The following is a 23,287-nucleotide window of genomic DNA, read 5'->3' as shown; positions in this document are numbered from 1 at the left end:
GCGCCGGTTTGTCCAGCATCTCAAACTGGCTTAAGCGGCAACCTGGGAGCTTTTTGAAGGGCCGTTGGTTGAGGTCTTCCAGTAAACTTTTAATCGTAAGGTTCAGCTCTGCCAGCGTAAAGAAGGTCTGGTGGCGTAACTTCGCTAATATCCACCGCTGCACAATCAGCACCGCGTTCTCGGCTTTCGCCTTGTCTTTTGGCTTGAGCGGTCGTGCAGGAATCACCGCTGTTCGATAGTGCGATGCCATGTGTTGATAACTGGCATTAATGGTCGGTTCGTAACGGCAAGGTTTGCTCACTGCGCTGCGAAGCTGGTCAGGCACAATGATCTCCGGCACACCGCCAAAGAACTCGAAGGCCTTAACGTGGGCATCGATCCAATCCGCTTTGCGTTGCGTCCAGCTGGCGGTGGCAAAGGTGTAATTGCTGGCGCCGAGCGCCGCCACAAAGATCTCAGCGCTGCGGATCTCCCCGGTATCTGGGTTAACAATCGGCACTGTCGCGCCACTGTAATCCACAAACAGTTTTTCACCGGCGAGGTGTATCTGCCGCATAGAGCGTTTTTGCTGGGCGCGCCATTCGCGGTAATACCCGCAATACTGCGAGTACTGATAGCCCGCATCCCCATAAGCCTGTTTGTATTCCTCCCACAGCAGCTGTTTGGTGACGCCTTTGCGCTTTAGCTCCAGATGTATGACTGCGCAATCAGGCATAACGCGACCGTGTCGGGCGCTCAGCTGGGGTGAAGGAAACAACAGTTGCTCAAGATCGTTATCTGACAGCTCGGCGGGCAAGGGCCAGCAAAGGCCCAGCGCAGAGGCGCGCTTGCCGTAGGTTGATACCGTGCCCACGCCAATGCCCAGGCTGCGCGCTATTTGCCGATGACTTAGCTTTGCCTCAAGTTTAAGGCGGAGAATTTCTTTGATATGTCGCATTGCTAATCTCGTGTTTGGCATCGTCACCCCGGCGCAAAAGCGGCAAGGATAACGTGCAGTACAGGATGAATTTCAATGCATGAGGTGGTGTGGAAATTGATGGTGATCAGTCATTGCGACAATCTGATCACCCGTTGCGATAAGTCCGCTAAAGTGATCATTTTAAATCGCAATGAGTGATCACGTTCGTTCGCAACAGGTGATCACGTTGCGTCGCAGGCGGTGATCAGGTTGGGCCGGAATACGCAGACCTCACCGCCCTCACCCAAGACGACACCCCTAGGGCAAACAACGAGGCCATGTACCGTGTTTACCGCGTTGCTGCAGAATTCGATTTACCCGTGCTACTGCATAGCAACATCACCTCAAAGCGCGAGCGCAACCCGTTGTATGTCAGCGAAATTAAAGACGCCCTCACCGCACACCAAGACGTTAATTTTATTTGGGCGCACGCTGGCACCAGTGCAACACTGCACCGCTATCAAGACAAACTGGATTTCTTGTTAACAGAATTAGAAAAATTGCTGGCTGACCACGACAACCTTTACATCGATTTATCGTGGACCGTTTTAGAGCCCTATCTACTCGACAAAAACCAGGACGCCGCTGCCGGCTGGGTTAAGCTAGTAGAACAGTACCCGACACGATTTATGATCGGTTCCGATGCGCTCGGCAGCTACGACAAAATTGCCGCAAGTCTAGACGAATACACCGCCTTCCTATCAGCTTTAAATAAAGAAACCGCACAAAAACTCGCGCGGGATAACTTCCTGTCACTGCTGCCACCCAGACCGATTAGCAACAAGCTCGCTAACGCTGACCAAAATAAAGATTAACCCGGGAAAACTCCTCAGACTCCGCCAAGTCAGGCACCGTAGTTGCGCGCTGAAATGCTAGCCATTGATAGCCGTTAACATGAAAGTCCTTCACCCGTGAGTCTGCCACTAAGACACTGGGGGCGCGTTTTAAAAATACATCTAACAGCGGTAAATTGGCGCGATCATACAGCACATCTGCTACTAAAATAACATCGTATTCATCGTCGTTAGCAAAGAAGTCATCGGCGTATTCAAGCTCTACACCATTAAGACCCGCGTTGGCTTTGGTCGATTTTATCGCGTCTTCATCAAGGTCACAGGCAATGACGACACTGGCACCCGCCAGCTTAGCGGCAATGCCCGCCACCCCAGACCCGCAGCCAAAATCTAGCACCCTTTTGCCCCGCACCAGCGCTGGGTTATCAAAGATATAACGCGCCATCACCTGGCCACTTGCCCAACAAAAACACCAATATGCGGGATAATTCATAATTCGCTGGGTCTGTTCAGGGCTTAAATCATGCTGGGGGAAATCTGCACTCAGCAAATACAGGTCCATTTCTGGCGCTAAGGGCAAACGGGTTTTCACCACCGTTGCCGATGGCAAAAACGCGTGTAATAACTCACCTAGTGGATGACCCTTATCTAATGATGAAAGCACTTGCTGCAAAGTCAGAACCCTTATATGTTAATACCTAAGGTAAGCATTTTACCGGATTTTTCGGAACACGCTGCTAGTGATTCCGAATACAATCGGAGAAACGCATGAGTAATTTGCCGATAAAACAGCTAGTACACGACGTTTTATTTCAACTTCAAGACAGCGAACCCGCTGAACTTATCTCTTGCCTTAATTGCCGACAGGCCATTACCGCCAATAATTATCGCAGCCGTATACAAGACCAGCACCATCACCGCTTTGTGAATCCCGATGGCGTTATATACGATGTGTGCTGCTTCCAAGCAGCACCCGGCACCATCATCAGTGGCGAACCCACATCGCAATATTGCTGGTTTCAAGGGTATCGCTGGCAATTCGCCCACTGCGAACACTGCGCGGAGCAACTAGGTTGGTATTATGAAAACGACTGCAAAGAATCCTTCTTCGCGCTGATACCCAGCTCCTTACGTAGTAAAAATTAAGGCGGGAATATCCGGTATACTGGCTCCCTTTCAAATACCGCAGCCAATTAGCGCTTATGTCCGACAGCCAAGATATCGACACACTGCCATCGACAGGCACCGATTTTATTGTGCCCCACTGCAGCGAGGCCATTACTTATCTGCATCGCGACGACGACCTGCTGATCGTCAGTAAACCAGCGGGATTACTGTCTGTGCCCGGCCGCCATCCCGACAATAAAGACTGCCTAATCAGCCGGATCAACGAAATCTATCCCGACGCGAGCATTGTTCACCGCCTAGACATGGCCACCTCTGGCCTGATGATTATTGCCCGCCACCCTGAAAGCCACCGCGCCGTTAGTCGCATGTTCCAAGATCGAAAAATCTACAAAGAATATCAAGCCATCGTATTCGGGCATGTCGCTAGCATCGAAGGCTTTATCGACTTACCGCTGGCCTGTGACTGGCCAAATCGGCCTCGCCAAGAACTCAATTTTGACTATGGCAAACACGCCCAAACCCACTTTGAGTACTGCGGCACCAACGAAGACGGCAACAGCAAATTACGTTTAATTCCCATCACGGGTCGCTCGCACCAGCTCCGAGTTCACACCGCCAGCATCGGCCACCCGATATTAGGCTGTGAGTTTTATGCCCACCCCGCAGCAAAGGCGGCCGCCGACCGATTGCTGCTGCACGCGTCACGATTGCGATTTACACACCCCACAAGCAATATCGAATTAGATATTTCCCTGCCAGCCCAATTCTGGTCTTAATTTCATATACGCTAATCTCTTCCTCCGCGATGGGGAGCATAGAATTTTGGCTACCCCTGTATCGATTCTCACTTAAATCATTTGCCTTGCTACGGTTATAGTAGAAATCGGCACTACCCATTTTTTGTAACATTATTTTATTATTTCTCAATGAATGATGTGTGTTAATCGAGCTAAGACAGTCAATGGCCTGACAACTAATGCCCACCTCCGCAAGCTAAAATTCGCAAAAACACCTGCTTTTGAGTGACGTAAAGCGCGACGATAGATACCCATTCGATGCCTGCGAATTTAGTCGTCGAATATTTTTACTGCGACAATTAGTCACATTCGCAGCTCTTAATCATGTCGTTATACTCCTTCTTTTTTTACAAGAAGGGACTCCCTATGAAGCGCTTCAACACTACTTTGGCACTAGCTGTACTGACGGCTCCTGTTCTTGTTGCCTGTGGCGGTGGCTCGTCCGGTGGCGGCGGTGGCAGCACGAGCACCACCGAGATCAGCATCCCCTTCGCAGCCCGCGCCAACAACACCGATATCGCCTGCGGCGCCCAACTCACCGGTTTAGGCACTGACTTCGCCTCCGGCAGTATTCGCGGTTTCGCCCTGTATATTCATGACGTGGTACTGATCAACAGCGACGAAAGTGAAATGCCAGTTACGCTGGCAGACAACGACTGGCAAAACAGCGGCGTGGCTCTGCTGGACTATCAAGACAAGTTGGACAACTGCGCCAGTGACAACAGCAAACCCACCAATTCGACAGTTGCTGGAACGATTGAAGGTACGCTCATACTTTTAGTGTGATCCATAACTCTTACTTCTATCTAAGTGATTGATTTTTATAGCTAAACAAGAGGTAAGAGTTTTCATTCTTTTTTCCCCTTAAATTCTACTACATTTTTACTGTTTTTCACGCTTGTTAACGTATATAGCTGTTCTTCTAAACACACATTAATACTTACTAAATTGGCATTATCTAACTTCAATTCCTCAATCTCTTGTCGCAATAACCGATTCTTTTCTCTCTCGGCTTTCAGTGCGTCATGCTTCTTGTTTCTCTCTGACCGATAGCCTTTGTCTTGATTCTTTTTGATGCGCTGTATGAGGTCTGTGTAGTCCTTGTGGATCAAGCTGTCACTCACGCCTGCTTCTTCGGCAACTGCCGTAACAGATATCTTACGATCCAAAGAAACGACCTTTGGCTTTCCTTTCTCAATGCGAACTATGGCCATTCGGATTTTGTTGTATGTTTCAGTCCTCTTAGGCACAGGCAGCTACCTTCTGTTTAATTTCTTCCATATCAGCACCTAACTCAGTTAGAACTTTCTCACAGCGCTTTATCGTGCGCTCTATGGTTACTGTTCCACCTGGGCCAACCTGATCGGCAATTTCCCTTAGTTCCAACTGCTGCGTGTAAATAGCTTCCCACTTGTACTGCTGCGAATCATCAATAACGCTGTGTTCGCATTCCTCGCATCGACCACCGCCACAACCAAGCGTGTCGTTGGTACACCAAGCGATACCTGTGGATCGAACAATAATGCTGTCACTCACTGTCTTGATCATATCTTCACGACTGCCATAAGTTTTTACCGCATCGTCTTTATTTCGCAGGGCGATGAGGTTGTCTTTAAGGCCACCCGCAATCGGCGTACTTTCGTCCAGCCAGTGAGCAAAGATGCTTTCGCCTTTCTCTCTGTAGGTCGAGTTAATATCAACAAATAGCTCAAGATCAAGGTCATCATCAAACCCGTACAGCGCGGTCATATCCAATGACCAGTGCTTATAGTGATCGCGTAAATATCGAAGATCACCCAACTGATTGTGAACCACAAAATGAGCAAAGGTGCGGCGGAATTGATGGCTGGCAAAATGCCAATCAACCCCTGCGGCTTTGGCCAGTTTGTTCAGCCGTATATTGATAGTGTCCCCGTTCAAGACATCAATTTCGTTGTACTTTCTTTGACATACGCCCAGCATGCAAGAGTGCTGTATGCGCTCCAATTCTTCGGCTTTCGAGTTATCGCCTGCCAGCTTCTTTGCATCTATCTGATCGCTCAGCTTGTCTCTCAATGGCGCAGATAGGCGCGTCATTAGCTCAAGGGCTTTAATTGCAATATCTGGAGATAACCATGAGGTAATACCTTCGCCCGTTTTCAAGGAGCGAGAGACAATAAAGTGGTAGCGTTCATCATCAATTATCTTGCTGTAATGAGTACCTTTTTCGATTTCACAAAGCTCATGCACTCGAATTCCTACCGTGCCCATAATGATCAGCCAGCAAGACGCTTCGAGATGATTAATATCAGTATTAAACTGCGCCAGTGTGCCACTGTAGCCTTTGGCTTTTAGGTTGGCGTTTACCTTTCTTAGCTGAGAGCCTGGAGCTTGGTGCGCCCACTGCTCCCGAATCGAATCATTCTCGTCCAGCAGCTTCATTAGCTCCTCGGATCGCTCCAAATACCCATTCGCAAACTGAAATATTTCAGCAAAGGCATCTTCGGGAATGACCTGCGTTTTGGGTTTTTGTGCGGCTCCTTTTTTGGACATACCAGCCAAATGCGTAGCACTCGATTCTGGCCACGGATACGTAAACTCCTGAGACGTACCCAATAATAACTCATACAAAGTTTCCACCGCAAAAAACAACAGCTGCAAGTGTCCAGCACTTAAGGTTCTACCTGTCATGCTCGACACTCTTGATTTATGATAATCAACATACTGCATCGCAACGATAGGTTTAATATCTGACGTTTGTTTAATATTTCTTGAGTCAAGATAAGAAAGGAAAGTGCGGAGAAATCTGAAGCTCGTGATTATCGTGCTGCCTGCATCTCGCTTCATTATTGCACTGGCCACAGCGCGTTTTGCAGCAGCCAGAAAAACTTTTGGCACGGTATTAAAATCAATCTTTTTCTTGTTGGCGTGTGTACTCTTAGGAAACCGCTCTGGATTGATGTGCCACACCATATCCTCATAACGAGACAGCACAACGTAGGCGCTGCCCTTAAGCTTTTTACCCGTAACAATGCCATTATAGACGGTATCGCTTTTGAGGCTGGTAGAGAGCCTTAAAATCTCTCCATTGAAGTTTTTCTTTGTGATCTCTTCGCCCACTTTAAAGTGCATCATTTCGCCATTCTCAACATTGTTAAATCTGTCCAAAAAGGGTGTCTGTTTGCCTTTGCATCTTGTTTGATCTGCTGCACTTCTTTGGCGCTAAATTTCTTATCAAATTGTGGCGATATATTTTCATCAATGATCTGCCGAATGTGACGAAAATGTTTCTTCCATGATTTTGTGTCAGTGGTTTGTCGATCCTCCACTAACGCCCAATAAAAACTGAACAAGCGGTGCAGGTCGTCTTTCGTGACAACAAAACTTTTACACCGAAAGCAGGCAAGAATCTCTGCACAGTGATCCCCGTTCTTGGGTGCGCGTTGTCCATTTTTAGTGTCAGCACACATGGCAATAGGTGTGGGGCTTTCGCCACCTTTCCTGTCAGTGGCTATTAAGTCCTGCGTTCGCTGCTCTATCATTGTTCGATGATTTACTTCGGCCTCTGGTGGCGGTACCCAGTAATGGTCGTTCGCAGTTTTCGGGTCGTGATTTCCAAGTCTAGCTGCCACCAAAGGATCACCGCCAGAAAGCTCAAACATTCGGTTAGAAAAGCTTTTCCTTAGCTTTGCAAGATTCACCTTCAGGGGCTTATTATCGTCGTTAACTAAGCTGTATTTTTTGATCAGCTTTGTGCAAGCTCTTGCAAGCGATCCGCTTGACAATGCAGATGTATCGCCTTTGTTTGAGCCTTTTGTGGACTCGAAAACAAACAACCGATTTTGATCCGAGTGCTGATTGCGAACCTGTTGGTTACGCTGTATGACCAACTGAATCAAACCTGTAAGATCGAACGTTACCGCCTTGAGCGCTGCAATTTCTTCCGATCCTCGAAGTGCCGTTACATGGGTGCTATTTCCTCTGCGTTTAAATGAAACCAAAATCATTCGGTCGGACTTAAGAGGGTGCGGCTGCAAGCAATCAATGGGCAGCTCTAATAAAGGTGTCAGGTTCATGCCTGCCCGAAGAGAAACACCTAAAACGCAAACGCCCAATTCGTAAGATGTGAGCGGTTTACTGCCTTGAATAACTAATTTGTATTCAGCGCGAATCGCTTTGGCTAGACGCTTGAATTCAGGTTTAGAGTATGGCGGTTGACCCTTGTGTTTTTTGTTCGAATTGGGATAGGGGTTGCCAGGAAAAAGATTCTTAATCTCGCTGATGTGCGGCAATAACCCTGCTTTGGCGCACAGCTTTAGCAATGCTTTTATTTTGTCGTATCTAGTCTTTTGAGATGTAAATGCCAAATCACCTTCTGCCAAATAAACAACGAACTGATCAATGACATTGCTGTTAACATCACTCCAGGTTACGTCGCGCCCTAGCCCGCCAGATAAGACTTGTAAGAAGCCAGAAAATGTAAGCAATCCCTCTCTGTAATAAGTTACGATGTTGGTCACTGCAAGTGTTGTTTGCCCACTACCCACAGAGTCATCTATAGCCTTTTTAAAGACGCCGTAAAGCCCAACAAGGAGCGGATCAAACCCCTGACCCTTAAGTCTATACAGAGAAATATTTCTGGTTCTAGTAGTATTAACTGGCAGGGGTATATTCAAATTGGCATCGTAAGCCAGCTCTAAAGCAACTGAATCGTTACCGCTCTTATCGGGCAGGCTATCTACCTTGAAATTCTTGCCGCGCTTGGTTTTTTGAGTTTCGACTGCTGCGGTCTTTTTGTTTTCATTTTCAATTCCCATAACTTAAGCAGCCTCTACTAAATTGTCGATTTCGCGCTGATAATCGTTCATCACACCGTCAGCAATATCGTCAATAAAGTGCAGGTATTTTTCTGTAGTGGTGATACTTGAATGACCTAAGCGATCACGAACATACATGAGCGGGTTGAATTTAAGATCGTTACGTTCCATTAACGATTTCAACGTATGCGTTGCGTAAGTGTGCCGAAATATATGTGGGTAAACTTCGAAGGGTAATCCCAATTTTTTGAGCCTAGTATTAATCGTGTTTGATATGGTGCTGAACGGACGACCTTTATCATTCAGAAACAGTTGCGGAAAGTCCTCTGATCCTAGCTTAGAACGCGCTGACCGCTCATGAATGGTGTACTGCCATAAGTCTTCCATTAGTGATTTTGGAATGTGTATGGAGCGCTCATGACTGCCCTTAACTGCCATCTTTTGAGGTGTTAGATTTACGACGTAATGACTTTTTACTGGATACAATCGAGGGTTAACTACATAACTCTCAGGGAAGGTAAGTAGCTCTTCCTTCCTGATTCCTGTGGTCAAAAAAAGCCTGACCATCAACTTGAGCTGCTTATCCTCGATAGCATTCAAAAGCATCCCGACCTGCTCTGTATTGAGAAGTTTGATCCTAGTTTTTTTGGTAGCCAAGAGAACGTCAGCCGTAGCCCTGACGCCGCCAGATCTATCGGTATGGGCGAGAAAACTTCTGTTATGAGGAATCGTGATTTCCTCAACGTCATAGGGCAGACGCGGCACCCAGCCTTGACGCGCAGCATACTGGTAAAACTTAATGGCTAAGCCTAAGCGCCTATTGACAGTGGATGGGGCTAACTTGTATACCGTGAGGCACGCATCACGATAAGTAGAGAGAACGCTTGTATCAAACTGTTCGCCAACATCGCGCCAGTCCAAATTATTCGCGTCCACAAAAGCAAAGAAATCGTAGAGGTCGCGACCATAAGTAACCCATGACTTTTCGCTTAAAACACGACCTCGTTTAAGAAGCCTATAGCGCAAAAACTTCAAACCCTCTGTGAAGGTAGTCATGTCATCGTGAACAAGGATCGGGAAGCCCGGGTATGGCTGGTGATCAATTTTAAAGCTGTCGGTGGCGAAAATTAATTTCATGGGCCGGCAACCTCCATCCCGATAAAGCCAACCTCGGTACAAGCCTTGTAAGCCGCATCAAGCGTCTTAAAACGTCGGGGGCTAACTCTCTGTGCAGCCATCAAAACTGGCTCAGAGAGCTTTCTATCAAACTGTAATGTCCATTCATTCGAGAGCACGTACCGAACCGCTGTGCACGACTTCAAATTGCCAGCATCAAACAAAATCTGCAATTCACCTAACTGCATCGAAACCACCATATTGAGGTATCAAAAACTAACTATTGATTTAAAGTAAAACTCAACTATCAGATAGTTTAAGGCGTTTCTAATATCGTTGATTAAGGTGCTGGGGTGTAGTGGGAATTTTCGCTGCGCTCACCGCATGGGCAGCTTCTGCCGAGGGATGAATAAGCTTATTGCGTATTCCCCCCTCCCCCGAACCTAGCGCTCACTAATTCTCCACTAACCACAACCCAGCAACAATAAAACTACTGTAGTTATAAACAGTATATATAGATAGCTATAAGGGTCAATACCCTGTTAGAGAATTAGCCACAGAAAACGATAATGTCTCCAGTATTCGCTTTACCGTGGGCGTACCCAGCGAGCTAAATCACGAAGATGCATCTGCGGCCTCAGCACCGCTGAACCGCACTGACTTGTTCTGGTCCTGGCAGTCTGGCTACAAACACCTGCGCATGGATGTGGCTCCTGAAGGCGGCGTACTGAAGCCAGACAATTCGACCACCACAACGTGGAATATTCATTTGGGCAGCACCGGCTGTGTGGGCAGCGCCCAGACTGGCGAAACGGTAAATTGCAGCGCCGACAACCGGCCAATCATTGAGCTAGATGTTAGTGACATAGCCAACCAACAGATAGTAATTGACTACGGCAAACTAGTGGAAAACAGCAGCTTGCTCAACGACCAAGGTGGCGCACCGGGCTGTATGTCTGGCCCAACGGACTTGGATTGCCCAGACATTTTTGATGCGCTAGGTATGGGCCTTGGGGAAAACAGCGACCCCACTCCCGGCCAAACCGTCTTCAGTGTTGAAACCCTCTAAGCATTAAGAGGCACGAGCCACGTGAACAAAAAGCGCCATCTAACGGCCGCGTTTGCGGCCTGTGTAGTTTTCACTCTCGGCGGTTGTGGCGGCGGTAGCGAAACCCGTTACAACACCGAGGTCGGCGAATCTCGCCAGTTTACTTGGGGCGTTCCCGAACATATTCCCCTGCCCATCGTGCCGAAGGATAACCCTGTCAACGAGCCGATGTTCCAGCTCGGTCGACATCTGTTCTACGACACCCGCCTGTCAGGTAATGGCAGCCAGTCCTGCGAGTCATGCCACCACCAGAATCAGGCCTTTGCCGAATCCCTAGAGCGCTCGATTGGCTCCACCGGTGAGCTACACCCCCGCAACGCCCAGAGTTTGGTAAACGTGGCCTTCAATACCACCTACACTTGGGCCAATCCAGCACTGCTCACGCTAGAACAACAGATTCTCGTGCCACTGTTTGGCGAGTTTCCGGTGGAACAGGGCATCAATGAAGACAATAAAGCGCGCGTGTTAAACGACATTGCCGCAGACCCCATCTACCAACAGCTATTTACCGCTGCAGTATCTGGCGACGCTGCTGAGACCGTTAATTTTGAGGTGATCGTCAAAGCCTTAGCTACCTTCGTCCGCGGCATAAACAGCTTTGGCAGTGACACGGATCGCTTTGAAAACGGTGATGCCAACGTCCTCAGCCGCGATGCCGAACGTGGCCGCGAGCTGTTCTTCAGCGAGGGGCTTGAGTGCTTCCACTGCCACGGTGGCTACAACTTTACCAATGCCACCGCCGATAGCAGTCAGCTATTTGCGGATACGCCCTTTCACAATACCGGCCTCTACAATATCGACGGTCAGGGCGCCTACCCCGAGATCAGTCAGGGGATTATTGAGATTACCAGCAAAGCTACTGACATGGGACGCTTCAAGGCGCCAAGCCTGCGCAACGTGGCTCTAACCGCGCCCTATATGCACGATGGCAGCATTGCCACTCTTGAAGAAGTGGTGCGCACCTATGCCGCCGGTGGCCGCAACATCACCAATGGCCCAAATGCTGGTGATGGACGAGCCAACCCCTTTCGAGATGGTTTTGTCTCTGGTTTTGATATTAGCGAAGACGATATACAAAACATCATCGCCTTTCTGGAGACCCTAACCGACTACCAGCTCATTAATAACCCCCGCTTTGCCAACCCTTGGGAAGAGTAACCATGCGCAAGTCTGCTTTGCTGCTTTCGAGCGGCCTGCTGTTCATTTCGGCTGCCTACAGCCATGAGGTCCAACGCGGCCCAGTTCAGCTTATTGCGACCGGCTTATCAGTAGCGTTGTCCTACAGCTACAGAGATAAAAGCTATATCGAACAGGACAGTGAATGGCAGATTCCCGGCGCCCTAATGGGCGGCGAAGCCCTGCCCGTCGAGGACGATGCCACCCTAGACGACGCCACCGCTGACTATCGCTATGCATTCAGCCCAAACAACGGCATTCAAATCAGTGCCGAGGCCCACGGCGGTCAGTTTAATTTTTCCCACTACTGGTATATGCACCAGTGGAATTTAGCCGACACCAGAGTGCGGATAGAAGCCGGTAAAATGTTTGCCACCTTTGCGCCCCACGCGAACTGGCACGCCAGCCAGGATGCCTACAGCGAAGCGAGTCTGACGGGAGACATTCTCTGGGGACGCAGTCTGGTGGATACCGGTTTACGGGGTAGTATGCAAAAAGGGCCTTGGCTAGCTGGCGCGGAAGTGTGGCGAGGCGATAGCTGGCTGGCGAAAAATGGCCACGCCGTCGATGTGTTTATCGGTTATGGAAACCGGATTGGCAAACTCACATTGGATGTCAGTGGCTGGCTGCTGCAAGCTGAGGCCGAGCGCCGTCGCGATAGTCGTTACTTCGGCGGCCACAGCCACGGGAATGTAGTGGTCACCAGCAATGATGCGTATTTTACCGGTGATATTCAGGCTGCAGGAATAGACGCTCAACTAAGCTACCCCACTGGAACCAATGCCGAACTTCGATTGGATCTCAGTGCTAGCAAACTAGAACAGGATGGGGACGTGGTCGAATCGCAACGAAGAGCTAAACTAGACAGTGATTATACTGCCTGGCAAATCGGAGTTAGCTGGCGGCTTGCCCGCCACGAAGTTGCAGCCCGCTATGAACAGCTGTCTCTGGACAATAGCCTGAGCGGTGCGGCCGCGATTTTAGTAGGTAGCAATACCAGTCTCGACAATCCCGATGGTCTAGATCCAGCGCGCGGCACCGTAGCCTACCGATTTCACTACAATAGCAACTTAACCCTGCGCCTAGAGCTCGTAGATGAACAAGTTGCTGGTATTGATCAAGATCGCTGGGTGGCAGGCTTTGTATTACGGAACCTGTTTGAATAAAAACGAAACGTCATTAAATAAAATCCCCGCCAAAGCGGGGATAAATTCAAACTATTGACTCCGCATCGCCACCCCTTTATTCAAGAGTATTTTCCCCAAGCGTCACAATCGCGCTGTATATGTGATATACCTTGGCAGTAATTGACATCTTTTTCGCCAAGTACGCCGCAAACGCAGTGAAAAGCACTGCGCACTTTAACGATATCGTTGTCCACGTAATACAAGGTCCGCGAATCCAAGCTTGCTTCACCCAAAAGGAGTCAAGACATGTGGTTAAAAACCAGCTGTGACCTGTCGTTTAATATTGAAGTACCAACACCCTTTGTATTGATGCTTAGACCTCGCAGCGGCGCCCAACAGTGGATTGCCAGCGAACAGTACAAACTAGTGCCAAGTGTGCCTGCCTTCGAATTCACCGATGGCTACGGCAATCTATGTCAGCGCCTTGTTGCCCAGCCCGGCTATTTTTCAATTCATACCCGCGCCGAAGCCAAAACCGCCGACGTCCTAGATCAAGCCCCCGGCGCTCCCTTTGTCGAAATTCAAAACCTGCCGGACTCCGTACTGAGCTTTTTACTACCCAGCCGCTACTGCGAATCTGATCGCTTTGGCCAAATGGCCCTAGAAATCACCTACGGGCAATTTTTAGGTTACGACCAAGTGGCCGCTATCGAAAACTGGCTGCGCGACAACATTAGCTACATCCCAGGCGCCAACGACGTTCAAGTAACAGCCATAGAAGTTAACGCCAGACAATGGGGAGTTTGCCGCGACATGGCCCACCTCGGCATTGCCCTGTGCCGAAGCTTAAGTATTCCCGCGCGCATGGTGGTGGGTTATTTGTATGGCTTACAACCAATGGATCTACACGCGTGGTTTGAAGCCTATGTGGGCGACCGCTGGTACACCTTCGATGCAACCCAGCCGTTTTTAAAAGGCGGGTATGTATCTATTGGCTATGGCCGCGATGCCGCTGACGTCGCCGTTTACAATCAATTTGGGCCGGGGGTTTACCCTTCCAGCCAAGTAATTAGCGTAGAGCAAATTAACGAAAGCACCGTTGTAAATTAACGGACACCCGTTTCAACACTGGAAGCACTATGCAGCGCTACAAAATTCTCCATCGCACCTACTATAACTTTTCGTCCACGGTAACCCTTGGGCCGCACTTCCTGCGCCTGCGTCCCAGAGAAGATTACGAGCTACGCATAGAATCGTTTTCCCTCAACATCACACCGAGTGCCACCCTACTCTGGCATCGCGATGCCGAGGGCAACTCGGTAGCCACCGCCACATTCGACCTCGCCGCTCAACAACTGGTATTTGAAAGCGAACTCATCATTCAGCAATACAATGAAGCGCCGCTCAATTTTATGGTTGCCGATTACGCGGTTCACTACCCATTTAACTACACCCAAGACGATCAAGTCTTGCTCAGCCCCTATATGCAGTTGCCAGATCAAGACACCCAACAACAGATCAAACAGTGGACCCAGCAGCTGTGGCAAGCAGGCGAAAAAATTCAGACTTACACCGCGCTGCAACGCATCGCCAGCCACATATTCAAAAACTTTACCTATAAATTACGCGAAGAACCCGGCGTACAAACCGCCAAAGAAACGCTGGCCTGCAACACAGGTTCTTGCCGAGACTTCGCCCAATTATTTATGGACGCCGCAAAGTGCATGGGACTGGCAGCGCGGTTTGTCACTGGCTATTTACACGCACCAGGACTAGATGCCGCAGGCGCAACCCACGCATGGGCAGAAGTCTATTTGCCCGGTGCAGGCTGGAAAGGCTTTGACCCTACCATCGGCGCCATGGCCGGCACGGATCATATTCCCGTTGCGGTTGCACGGCTGTCTAAATCAGTACCGCCCATAGCAGGATCATTTATTGGCGAGCCGAAATCGACCTTAGACGTGGGGGTTTGGGTGAGCAAATTGGCTTAAGCCGCGAGATACTCTCACGCTAAACTTAACGCCCCCCCCAAACATTCAACTCCAAATAGCGCTTACCGGCGTATCAAGCGATAAATGAGTGACACACTGGGCCTGAAGTAATTCGGCGCAGGCTATCGCATCAGTCAGGGCATTATGCTGTCGATAGTAGGGCAAATGATAGCGAGTGCGACTATCGGAGAGTCGTATAGACGTCCGCTGACGCCCTAATAAACTGCGCCAAATTTCTTGCGACTTGCGGCGACTGAACTGCGCCTCTATCGCCATCGTGTCGATAACTGGAAATTCAATTCCCTCCTGAAGATGTCGCATCAATGCAGCATGCAGAAAGCGTCGTTCAATCGGCGCGTGGTGCGCCACAACAATCTTGCCCCGCAAACACCCTAGTAACGTATCAATTACATTCGAAAAATCCGGGGCATCAGCAACAGCCGAATGGGTGATCCCATGCACCACAACCGATGCTGAATGTAAGTTAGTCTCTGGTTTTACAATCCAGTGTTTAGACTCGCCGCAACGTATACGACTGATACTCATAGGCACCAAGCCAATACTCACAATGCTGTCGCGACTCGGGTCCAAACCTGTGGTTTCAAAATCCAAGGCCACCATCGGTACGTCAAGCAATGGCGTTGACGCGGAAATAACGCCCTGTTGATAAAACGCTTTTAATGACGGGTATTTACTGGTTTTGGCTAGGGATGCGAAACGGCCAGACCAATCCAATTGTTTGGTCTTTGCCAGCGTTTGCCCCTGGCGTGCAAGTTGGTTTTTATCAATGTAAAACACACACGCCCCTCAGTTCACTCTGCCAGGTTGATACCTGAATTTCATATAACGCTGGGCACTACTCAATATTTGAAACGCTTCTTTAAGATTTTTACGTTCAAAATCGGACAAATACTCCGGCTCAATATTATTGTCTGGTTCCCGTTTTAGCTCGATATCAGAGACTTGATTCCGAATCCTGACCATCGCGATGAACTCAAGCGCGTCGCGTAAATCGAGCCCCCTGCCTGGCGGCAGAATCCCCGCCTCAATAATATCTTCCAGTCGTTCAAAAGTGTTACGGGCCTGTGAACCAACAGCGAGGGCATGCACACGCACAAGGTCGGCAATCGGGGCAGTCCCCCGCCGTTTCATATTAATGGAATTGCTCTGACGGCCATCTGTCTCCATGACAAAATCTTTGAAAAAACCCAGTGGCGGTGTTCTCAGCAAAGCATTACGAGACATGCATGCCAAAAACCGAGAGTTTTTAGTCGCCGTTTGCCGTATCAGCTGATTCAGTTCTTTTGCCCAGTTGATTTGTCCCCAAACGCCTTCCAAGTCAAAGAAAATACCGCTGTGCAATAAAGACTCCGCGCTGGGTTTCTGAATCCACTCAGTAAAGTATTGCCGCCAAACGGCCAGTGGTTGCCGCCAGTGAATATTGCTCGCCATGATATTTCCGGTGCAGTAGCTATAACCACAGCGCGCCAAACCGTCACTGACAAAAGTCGCCAGTGCTTTGAAATAGTCATCGTGTAATTTGGGCTCAAAGCTATTATCGAGTATGAGCGCATTGTCTTGGTCGGTGACAATCAATTGCTCCCCTCGTGCCATTGATCCCAAGGCGAGAAAACAATACGGAACCGGCGGCGCCCCCAACTCGGCCTCGGCAAGCTCACACAAGCGTTGTTTAAAACTGCGACCTATGGCGGCCATCGCACTGCCAATCATTTTTGAATTGGCGTCTTGATAAACCATCCGCGTAAAGCTCCCCTCCACCTCCTGTTTAAGGGCGGCCAACTCATCGACGCTTTGGGCATTTGAAATACTTCTAACTACAAACAAACTGTTTTGCGATTCGTAGCGGAGGATATCGAGGTGACTAATCAGACCAATATGCTGCTCCTTTTTTAGGACCGGCAGATGCTGCACGTTATGCTTGAGCATAAGCATCATGGCATCAAACACAAAGTGGTTGCTCTGCACATAAATCAAGTCGGTGCTCATGATGTCGGCAACCGCAATATCCGTACTCAAGCCCTTTGCAACCAGGCGGCTGCGGATATCTAAATCCGTCACAATACCGACCACGCTGCCGGACGACACGTCCTGACCTTTTTCTGAATCAATGACCAGCAGTGACGATACGTTTTCTTCAGTCATACGAATTGCCGCATGTTGCACCGTTGTTGTACAGGAAACAGACACAGGCAAACTGGTAATTAAGGTCGCGACCTTAGCGGTTAACAAGCTATCGCCATCTTCTCTCTTGGTGGTGGACTGACGTAAACGGGTTAGATCTTCCACTTCGACATAATCGGCAAAATGCTCAAAATTATCGAATAAATAATTAAATGTTTCCTCGCCTATCAGGTAAACCAGCGTGTCTTCCAACGCGGTAACAGGAAAACGAATTGGGCGACTGAGCATCAAACTTTGCTCACCAAAAAAGTCGCCCTCACCGAGCCGGTTATAGAGCTTCCCGTCACGGCGAAACACTTCTACCACACCACTGCGAATCACATACCAATGATGATTGTCTTGCCCTAGCGGCAAAATAGTCGACTGCGCGCGAAAATAAGCGATCTCGACATTGTTCGCAACGTTAGTCAGCACCTCTTCTGACAAATCAGAGAAGGGCGAGTGACGCCTGAAAAAATCCAGAACTTCCGATTGCTCTGCCTGCATTGTCCTGCTCCGTGATGTACTAAGCGACGCTGTCTTCCACCAACTCTATTAGCCAAAAACAAACGTCAAGCAGCTCGGCTTTTATCTAGGCTCAGACATTAGGCCTTTTACCGTGGAAAACGCTGCCACCAACAGCACAAGGGTAAACGGGAAGCCTGTCGACACCGCCATGGCTTGCAACGCCACCAAACCACCGCCCACTATAAGTGATATTGCAACCAAACCTTCAAATAAGCACCAGAATACCCGCTGAGGGGTAGGAGCATCTACCTTGCCACCGGCTGAAATAACATCAATCACCAAGGACCCCGAATCAGACGAGGTAACAAAGAACACAATCACCAACACAATAGCGATAAAGGAGGTGATGCCAGACAAGGGTAGCGCATCAAGCATGCTGAATAATTGTAGTGGCAATTCCGCCTCAACAACTTGCTGATAGCCATCCACCACAACTTGCTTAATGGCTGTACCGCCAAATGCGGTCATCCAAAACACGCAGGCAAAAGACGGAATCAACAGTACCGAAATAATAAACTCCCGCACTGTGCGACCGCGCGAGACGCGCGCAATGAACATCCCAACAAACGGACTCCAAGATATCCACCAAGCCCAATAAAACGCCGTCCAACCGGAGGCAAAATTACTGTCTTCGCGCCCTACTGGATTAGCTAGCGCAGGCAAATAGCTCAAATACGCAGCAAGATTTTCAAAAAAGCCAGTAACAATTAATAAGGTCGGCCCCACAATCACCACAAAAACCAATAGCAGCAGTGCCAGCACCATATTTATTTCAGATAATCTTTTAACACCGGCATCCAAACCCTTTACTACCGAAATCAGCGCCAGCGAGGTGATCCCGATAACCAGCAGAATCTCGGTGGTTCCACCTAGGGGAACTCCAAACAAGTAGTGCAGGCCCGCGGCGGCTTGCGACGCCCCCAAACCGAGGGATGTCGCCAAACCAAACAGCGTAGCCAGTACCGCTAAAATATCGATGATATGTCCGGGCCAGCCCCACACGCGCTCACCTAAAAGGGGATAAAACACCGAGCGTATCGTCAGCGGCAAACCTTTATTAAACGAGAATAACGCCAGCCCTAAGGCCATCAGCGCGTATATAGCCCAAGGGTGCATCCCCCAGTGATAAATAGTCGCTGCCATCCCTAAACGACGCGAGGCCTCAGCATCACCCACCGCACCACCCAATGGTGCCCAGTCAGTGCGCACACCATTCTCCGAGACTGTTCCTGCGAAGGACGTAGAAAAATGTGTAAGCGGCTCCGACACACCATAAAACATTAAGCCAATGCCCATACCTGCGGCAAACAACATCGAAAACCAGCCCAAATAGCTGTAATCCGGCGTTGCCTCGGTACCGCCGAGACGCACTCTGCCCAAGGGAGAAATCACAAGCCCAATACAAATCAGCACAAAAATATTCGCGGCACTAATGAAAAACCAGTCCAGATTTGTTGTTAACCAGCCGCGAACCCCGCTAAACAAGGGCTCGGCTTGCGACTGAAAAGTGAGCGTAAGAGCGACAAACGCAATAACCGCAAATGCAGAGATCGCAAATACCCTGTTGTGAATATCCAAGCCAAACGGCCCAACATTTATCAAGACATTATCTTGGCCTACTTGATAATCGGTATCTATTGGCGTGACCTGACCGTCGGGGATCATAGGATCCTTTGTGTCTGTCATTAGACCTCCTTGGTGAGTGTATTTTTTACAGCGCGGCGCGCTGAGCTGGCTTAAAAGTAATAGCCAATATTGATATTAAATCGATGTTCAAAATCGCTGCTATCACCCGCTGCACTGCCACCTACAAAAGGCTGGTTCTTTGCGTACACCCAGTCAAAATAGGTGAACAAACCACCAGCGGCGACCGACACACCGGTGATATTCATCACGGTATTCGCCGTGTTGTCAGATTTATCGTAAACAATACCGTAGTTGTTATAGAACTGAAGGGCTGTCACCGCACCAAAGTTCACCGCGAGATCGTAGGCGAGATTAAAGGTGCTTGACGTCGCCTCGGCGGCGATAGAGTCATAAAATGAATAGGCCCCAACCGCAATCCGATCGACCTGATCAATATCATAGTGGTAATTGCTGTGTTGGAACTGTGCATGCCAGTTTTCATATCGGCTACTCGCATGCAGTGCCCACGCTTGGTAATCACCCGCTCTGCTGTTACCGTCGTGCAAACCGCCACTCAGGGCAGATACCCCGACTTCGGTATCAAAACCGCTCTGACTGAAATGATAGGCAAAACGACCACTGAAGGTGTTGTATTCACCTAAAGGCTGAGTCGGGTCATCGTAAATCCCCTCGCCTACCGCCCGAGCGCCAACAATATCGTAGGAATAACGGTCGGAGCGATTGTCTACGTAACCGTCCACCCCGCCCAGCTCATCATTTTTAAAGAAGGCTAAATCCAGTTGCCAGTTATCGGCAACACTGCGTTTAAACACGACACCCAGGTCAAAATCGTCCTCCAAACCTAGGTAGTAATTGGCGCTGAAAAAGTAATTATGCGAATTGTAAGGGCTATTTCCAAACGGCACCTTAGCAACCCCGGCCTGCACTTGCCAGTTCTGGCTAAATTGATATCCCGCATAGGCGTACTTAATCGCGGTCATGTAGTCGAAGAAACGAATTTCACCATTTAAAGAAACATCGCCGACGACACCGGTGAAATTCACTCTAAAGATGTCGAAGTCAAAATCCCCACTCCGATCTTTATTGCCCTCATTGTAAGACGTATAACTGAAATTAGTACGAACCGCCCCGCCTACGGTAATGCCATCTTCAGACTTAGCCTGCACCGCCACGTCGGCGTCTCCTGCCTCCTCGCCTATGGCTTCCGAGTTTGAAGCCACACCCGCCGTTGCCGCTTCTACTTGCTGTTGCAACTCGGTTAGTTTGCTTTGAAGTTCAGAAATTTGCTGCTGGAGCTTAGCGAGTTCAGATGCCGACATCTCAACGGTTTGCGCATATATCGGGTTAGAAATTACCGTGGCGGCGACCAACGATGCGAGCAAATTTTTATTCATTATTATTTCCCGTTATGCCAATTTGGACAGAATCGCCCCTACCGCTATTGATACTACGCATGACAAAAGTGAAGCATCTATAGACGCATAGATCAACCTTAAGAGCTAAATGAAACAAATTAGCTAGCGGCAATGGCGACGAAAAATGTCTATTTCTCGACAAAATCATCGAATCTCGCCAGTATTTGGGCAGGGAATAAAACGACATATAGTTTACGTTATTACAGAAAACAACTTAGAAAAAGATGATGCTCATCGATTATTGACGAGCCAAAATTAACTTTTTATCTGCACATTTAATTTAAAAATGTGCTAACAAGCAGACATTTAAATCATTTTTTAAAAATTATTCTAATAAAAATTCAGTTTTTAAAACTCTCGCTATCGGGCGAATAGCGAGAGTCAGAAACAATCAGCCATCGTCACCGCTCATCATTCACGAATAATTTCTCTGTCTACCCCCCTTTCTACCCACTGAGCAAACTGTAGTAAACTCAGCAACAAACGCCCACATACCCAGCACCAAGGACCCCAAATTGAAAAGCAAGCTTCCCCATGTTGGCACCACCATATTTTCCCTTATGTCGGCCATGGCCAATGAGTGCAATGCCATCAATCTGTCGCAGGGCTTTCCCGACTTTACCCCAAGCGAGTACCTGCTAGACCAACTTAGCTTTCACGCCCACGACGGCAAAAATCAATATGCGCCCATGAACGGCATACTCGAGTTGCGGCAGGCCATCGCCACCCTCACCCAGGAATGCTACGGCAGAGTGATAAACCCAGACACCGAAATCACCCTCGCCTCTGGCGCCACCGAGGCCCTATTCGTCGCCATTCAAGCAGTCGTGAACCCCGGCGACGAAGTGATTCTGCTCGACCCTGCCTACGATAGTTACGCACCGGCGGTAACCCTGGCAGGCGGCCACTGCAAGCACATCGCGTTGCTGCCACCGAACTACCAAGCCGACTGGCAGCAAATAGAAGCCGCCGTGTCACCCAAGACTCGGCTGATCATCGTCAACAGCCCCCACAACCCCACCGCCACGGTATTCAGCGACGGTGATTGGCAGGCACTCGCGAGTTTGGCTGCAAAACACGATCTGTACGTGATCAGTGACGAAGTCTATGAGCACATCGTCTTCGACCAAGACCGGAACAGCGCTCACTGCTACCCAGCCCTGCGCGACCGCACTTTTGTGATTTCATCCTTTGGCAAAACCTTTCACGCCACCGGCTGGAAGCTAGGCTACTGCATTGCCCCGCCAGTGCTTAGTACCGAGTTTCGTAAAATTCACCAGTTCGTGACCTTCACCAGTTTCACTCCAGCGCAATACGCGGTGGCGGATATGCTTAACGAACACAGCGACCAGGTTCACGGCCTAGGGGATTTTTATCGCGACAAGCGCGACTGCTTTGTGAATGCAATGCAGCGGTCACGCTTTACTATGCTACCCAGCGCGGGCACTTATTTTGCGCTAGCCGACTACAGTGCGATCAGCGATAAAAACGACGTCGACTTTTGCGAAGAGCTAACCCGCAAACACGGCGTTGCCGCTATCCCCCTGTCGGTATTTTATAAAACGCCACCAAATAGCCGCATCATCCGCTTCTGTTTTGCCAAACGCGAACAAACGCTATTAGATGCTGCCGCTAAACTCTGCGCCCTGTAATTACGCCTTTTTAAGAAGTCCCACTACGATGAAAATAGCCGCGCTACAATCCACACTCTATTGGCAAGACCGAGACGCCAACCTCGCCTACTTCAGTGACCTGATAAAAAATATTGGCGCTGCTGACGTCGTGGTCTTACCCGAAATGTTTACCACCGGCTTTTCTATGGCACCGGAACACATTGCCGAACCCGCCAATGGCCCCACGTTACACTGGCTGCGCGACATGGCTCAGCAACACCACATAGCCATTTGCGGCTCCGTCGCCGTTCAAGAAAATGACAAGTACTTCAACCGCTTTTACTGGGTAAGCCCAGAAGGCGAAAGCCACTACGACAAACACCATCTATTCCGCATGGCCGGAGAACACAAACACTACGCGGCGGGCATGGAGCGCAAAATTGTCGAATACCAAGGTGTTAGAATCTGCCTGCAAGTCTGCTACGACCTGCGCTTTCCTGTGTACTGCCGCAACCGCAACGACTACGACCTCCTCATCTTTGTCGCCAACTGGCCAGAGGCACGCCGGCACGCGTGGTCGTCACTCCTCACCGCAAGAGCGATTGAAAACCAAAGCTACGTTATTGGTGTAAACCGCGTAGGCGAAGACGGCAACGGCATACACTACAGCGGTGACAGCGTCATCTTAGATTATTTAGGCCAGCCAATGGCACACGCCGCCGCCAACACGCCCGCCATACTCAGCGCCGAAATCTCACTACCAGATTTACACGCCTTTAGGGAAACGTTTCCGGCGCATTTAGATGCGGATCGGTTTGAATTGAAGTGAGGGAATTGACCAGAAATATACTTGACCAAGTTTCTTGCTAGAAGTACAAAAATCAATGACTTCGACCCCATTGATTTCGGCGA

At 49.3% G+C, this 23,287-nt stretch carries 21 protein-coding genes and 1 pseudogene; 11 read left to right on the top strand and 11 right to left on the bottom strand.

All coding sequences use genetic code 11. From position 1 onward, the window contains the following. Positions 1–958: IS21 family transposase (istA, locus tag O9X78_RS14465; protein WP_269620420.1), on the bottom strand; the 958-nt coding region annotated here is incomplete at its 3' end. 266 nt (positions 959–1,224) lie between these two features. Here istA and O9X78_RS14460 point away from each other — a divergent pair. Next, a pseudogene (locus O9X78_RS14460) lies at positions 1,225–1,773 on the top strand (amidohydrolase family protein); the annotation flags it as partial. Here the strand turns inward: O9X78_RS14460 and O9X78_RS14455 are convergent. Then, positions 1,748–2,416, bottom strand: coding sequence for a class I SAM-dependent methyltransferase (locus O9X78_RS14455; RefSeq protein WP_269620423.1), 669 nt, complete (start codon positions 2,414–2,416; stop codon positions 1,748–1,750). The pseudogene O9X78_RS14460 and the gene O9X78_RS14455 overlap by 26 nt on opposite strands. A gap of 104 nt (positions 2,417–2,520) precedes the next feature. On the opposite strand from O9X78_RS14455, the gene O9X78_RS14450 reads away from it, so the two are divergent. From O9X78_RS14450 to O9X78_RS14440, 3 genes are all read left to right on the top strand, one after another. Further along, positions 2,521–2,898 (top strand): cereblon family protein, encoded by a 378-nt coding sequence (locus tag O9X78_RS14450; protein WP_269620419.1) that lies wholly within the window; start codon positions 2,521–2,523, stop codon positions 2,896–2,898. A gap of 56 nt (positions 2,899–2,954) precedes the next feature. After that, on the top strand, positions 2,955–3,656 hold the full coding sequence (locus O9X78_RS14445) for a pseudouridine synthase (RefSeq protein WP_269620418.1): 702 nt from the start codon (positions 2,955–2,957) through the stop codon (positions 3,654–3,656). 387 nt (positions 3,657–4,043) lie between these two features. Continuing rightward, on the top strand, positions 4,044–4,463 hold the full coding sequence (locus tag O9X78_RS14440; protein ID WP_269620417.1) for an MbnP family protein: 420 nt from the start codon (positions 4,044–4,046) through the stop codon (positions 4,461–4,463). Positions 4,464–4,525: 62 nt separating this feature from the next. Here the strand turns inward: O9X78_RS14440 and O9X78_RS14435 are convergent, their stop codons facing one another. The 5 genes from O9X78_RS14435 to O9X78_RS14415 are packed head-to-tail and all read right to left on the bottom strand — an operon-like array spanning position 4,526 to position 9,837. Next, on the bottom strand, positions 4,526–4,891 hold the full coding sequence (locus tag O9X78_RS14435; RefSeq protein WP_269620416.1) for a hypothetical protein: 366 nt from the start codon (positions 4,889–4,891) through the stop codon (positions 4,526–4,528). A gap of 28 nt (positions 4,892–4,919) precedes the next feature. Beyond that, positions 4,920–6,791: a site-specific integrase gene (locus O9X78_RS14430; protein ID WP_269620415.1), complete on the bottom strand. Its 1,872-nt coding sequence runs from the start codon at positions 6,789–6,791 to the stop codon at positions 4,920–4,922. Continuing rightward, the gene (locus O9X78_RS14425; RefSeq protein WP_269620414.1) at positions 6,788–8,473 is read right to left on the bottom strand and encodes a hypothetical protein; all 1,686 of its coding nucleotides are present in this window, start codon (positions 8,471–8,473) and stop codon (positions 6,788–6,790) included. Before O9X78_RS14425 ends, O9X78_RS14430 begins: the two co-directional genes overlap by 4 nt. Before the next feature lie 3 nt (positions 8,474–8,476). Further along, positions 8,477–9,610 carry a tyrosine-type recombinase/integrase gene (locus tag O9X78_RS14420; RefSeq protein ID WP_269620413.1) on the bottom strand — a complete coding sequence of 378 codons (1,134 nt, stop codon included), beginning with the start codon at positions 9,608–9,610 and terminating at the stop codon, positions 8,477–8,479. Next, positions 9,607–9,837, bottom strand: a complete 231-nt coding sequence (locus tag O9X78_RS14415) for a hypothetical protein (protein WP_269620412.1) — start codon at positions 9,835–9,837, stop codon at positions 9,607–9,609. Before O9X78_RS14415 ends, O9X78_RS14420 begins: the two co-directional genes overlap by 4 nt. Positions 9,838–10,103: 266 nt before the next feature. On the opposite strand from O9X78_RS14415, the gene O9X78_RS14410 reads away from it, so the two are divergent. The 5 genes from O9X78_RS14410 to O9X78_RS14390 all read left to right on the top strand — a co-directional run bounded on the left by O9X78_RS14410 (position 10,104) and on the right by O9X78_RS14390 (position 14,991). Further along, complete coding sequence (locus tag O9X78_RS14410; protein WP_269620422.1) at positions 10,104–10,658, top strand: MbnP family copper-binding protein; 555 nt, start codon at positions 10,104–10,106, stop codon at positions 10,656–10,658. Between the two features lie 21 nt (positions 10,659–10,679). Then, entirely contained in the window at positions 10,680–11,855 is a 1,176-nt protein-coding gene (locus tag O9X78_RS14405) for a methanobactin export MATE transporter MbnM (protein WP_269620411.1), read from the top strand. Between the two features lie 2 nt (positions 11,856–11,857). Beyond that, positions 11,858–13,039: a hypothetical protein gene (locus tag O9X78_RS14400; RefSeq protein WP_269620410.1), complete on the top strand. Its 1,182-nt coding sequence runs from the start codon at positions 11,858–11,860 to the stop codon at positions 13,037–13,039. A gap of 267 nt (positions 13,040–13,306) precedes the next feature. Continuing rightward, positions 13,307–14,110 (top strand): transglutaminase-like domain-containing protein, encoded by an 804-nt coding sequence (locus O9X78_RS14395; RefSeq protein WP_269620409.1) that lies wholly within the window; start codon positions 13,307–13,309, stop codon positions 14,108–14,110. A 29-nt stretch (positions 14,111–14,139) separates the two neighbouring features. Continuing rightward, a complete protein-coding gene (locus tag O9X78_RS14390; RefSeq protein ID WP_269620408.1) occupies positions 14,140–14,991 on the top strand; it encodes a transglutaminase family protein in 852 nt (283 codons plus the stop codon). Between the two features lie 45 nt (positions 14,992–15,036). On the opposite strand, the gene O9X78_RS14385 is transcribed toward O9X78_RS14390, so the two are convergent. From O9X78_RS14385 to O9X78_RS14370, 4 genes are all read right to left on the bottom strand, one after another. After that, positions 15,037–15,789: a 3'-5' exonuclease gene (locus tag O9X78_RS14385; protein WP_269620407.1), complete on the bottom strand. Its 753-nt coding sequence runs from the start codon at positions 15,787–15,789 to the stop codon at positions 15,037–15,039. Positions 15,790–15,798: 9 nt separating this feature from the next. Continuing rightward, positions 15,799–17,679 carry a DUF294 nucleotidyltransferase-like domain-containing protein gene (locus O9X78_RS14380; protein ID WP_269620406.1) on the bottom strand — a complete coding sequence of 627 codons (1,881 nt, stop codon included), beginning with the start codon at positions 17,677–17,679 and terminating at the stop codon, positions 15,799–15,801. Positions 17,680–17,760: 81 nt separating this feature from the next. Then, on the bottom strand, positions 17,761–19,386 hold the full coding sequence (locus O9X78_RS14375; RefSeq protein WP_269620405.1) for a BCCT family transporter: 1,626 nt from the start codon (positions 19,384–19,386) through the stop codon (positions 17,761–17,763). 50 nt (positions 19,387–19,436) lie between these two features. Next, positions 19,437–20,741: a porin gene (locus O9X78_RS14370; protein WP_269620404.1), complete on the bottom strand. Its 1,305-nt coding sequence runs from the start codon at positions 20,739–20,741 to the stop codon at positions 19,437–19,439. 536 nt (positions 20,742–21,277) lie between these two features. On the opposite strand from O9X78_RS14370, the gene O9X78_RS14365 reads away from it, so the two are divergent. Next, positions 21,278–22,414 (top strand): methionine aminotransferase, encoded by a 1,137-nt coding sequence (locus tag O9X78_RS14365; protein WP_269620403.1) that lies wholly within the window; start codon positions 21,278–21,280, stop codon positions 22,412–22,414. Between the two features lie 28 nt (positions 22,415–22,442). Next, on the top strand, positions 22,443–23,204 hold the full coding sequence (locus tag O9X78_RS14360) for an amidohydrolase (RefSeq protein ID WP_269620402.1): 762 nt from the start codon (positions 22,443–22,445) through the stop codon (positions 23,202–23,204). Positions 23,205–23,287: the final 83 nt, after the last annotated feature.

The sequence above is a fragment of the Zhongshania aquatica genome, from assembly GCF_027257955.1.
Classification (GTDB): Bacteria; Pseudomonadota; Gammaproteobacteria; order Pseudomonadales; family Spongiibacteraceae; genus Spongiibacter; species Spongiibacter aquatica.
The sequence above is the reverse complement of the archived record's forward strand: the minus strand, read 5'-3'. Positions and strand labels throughout refer to the sequence as shown.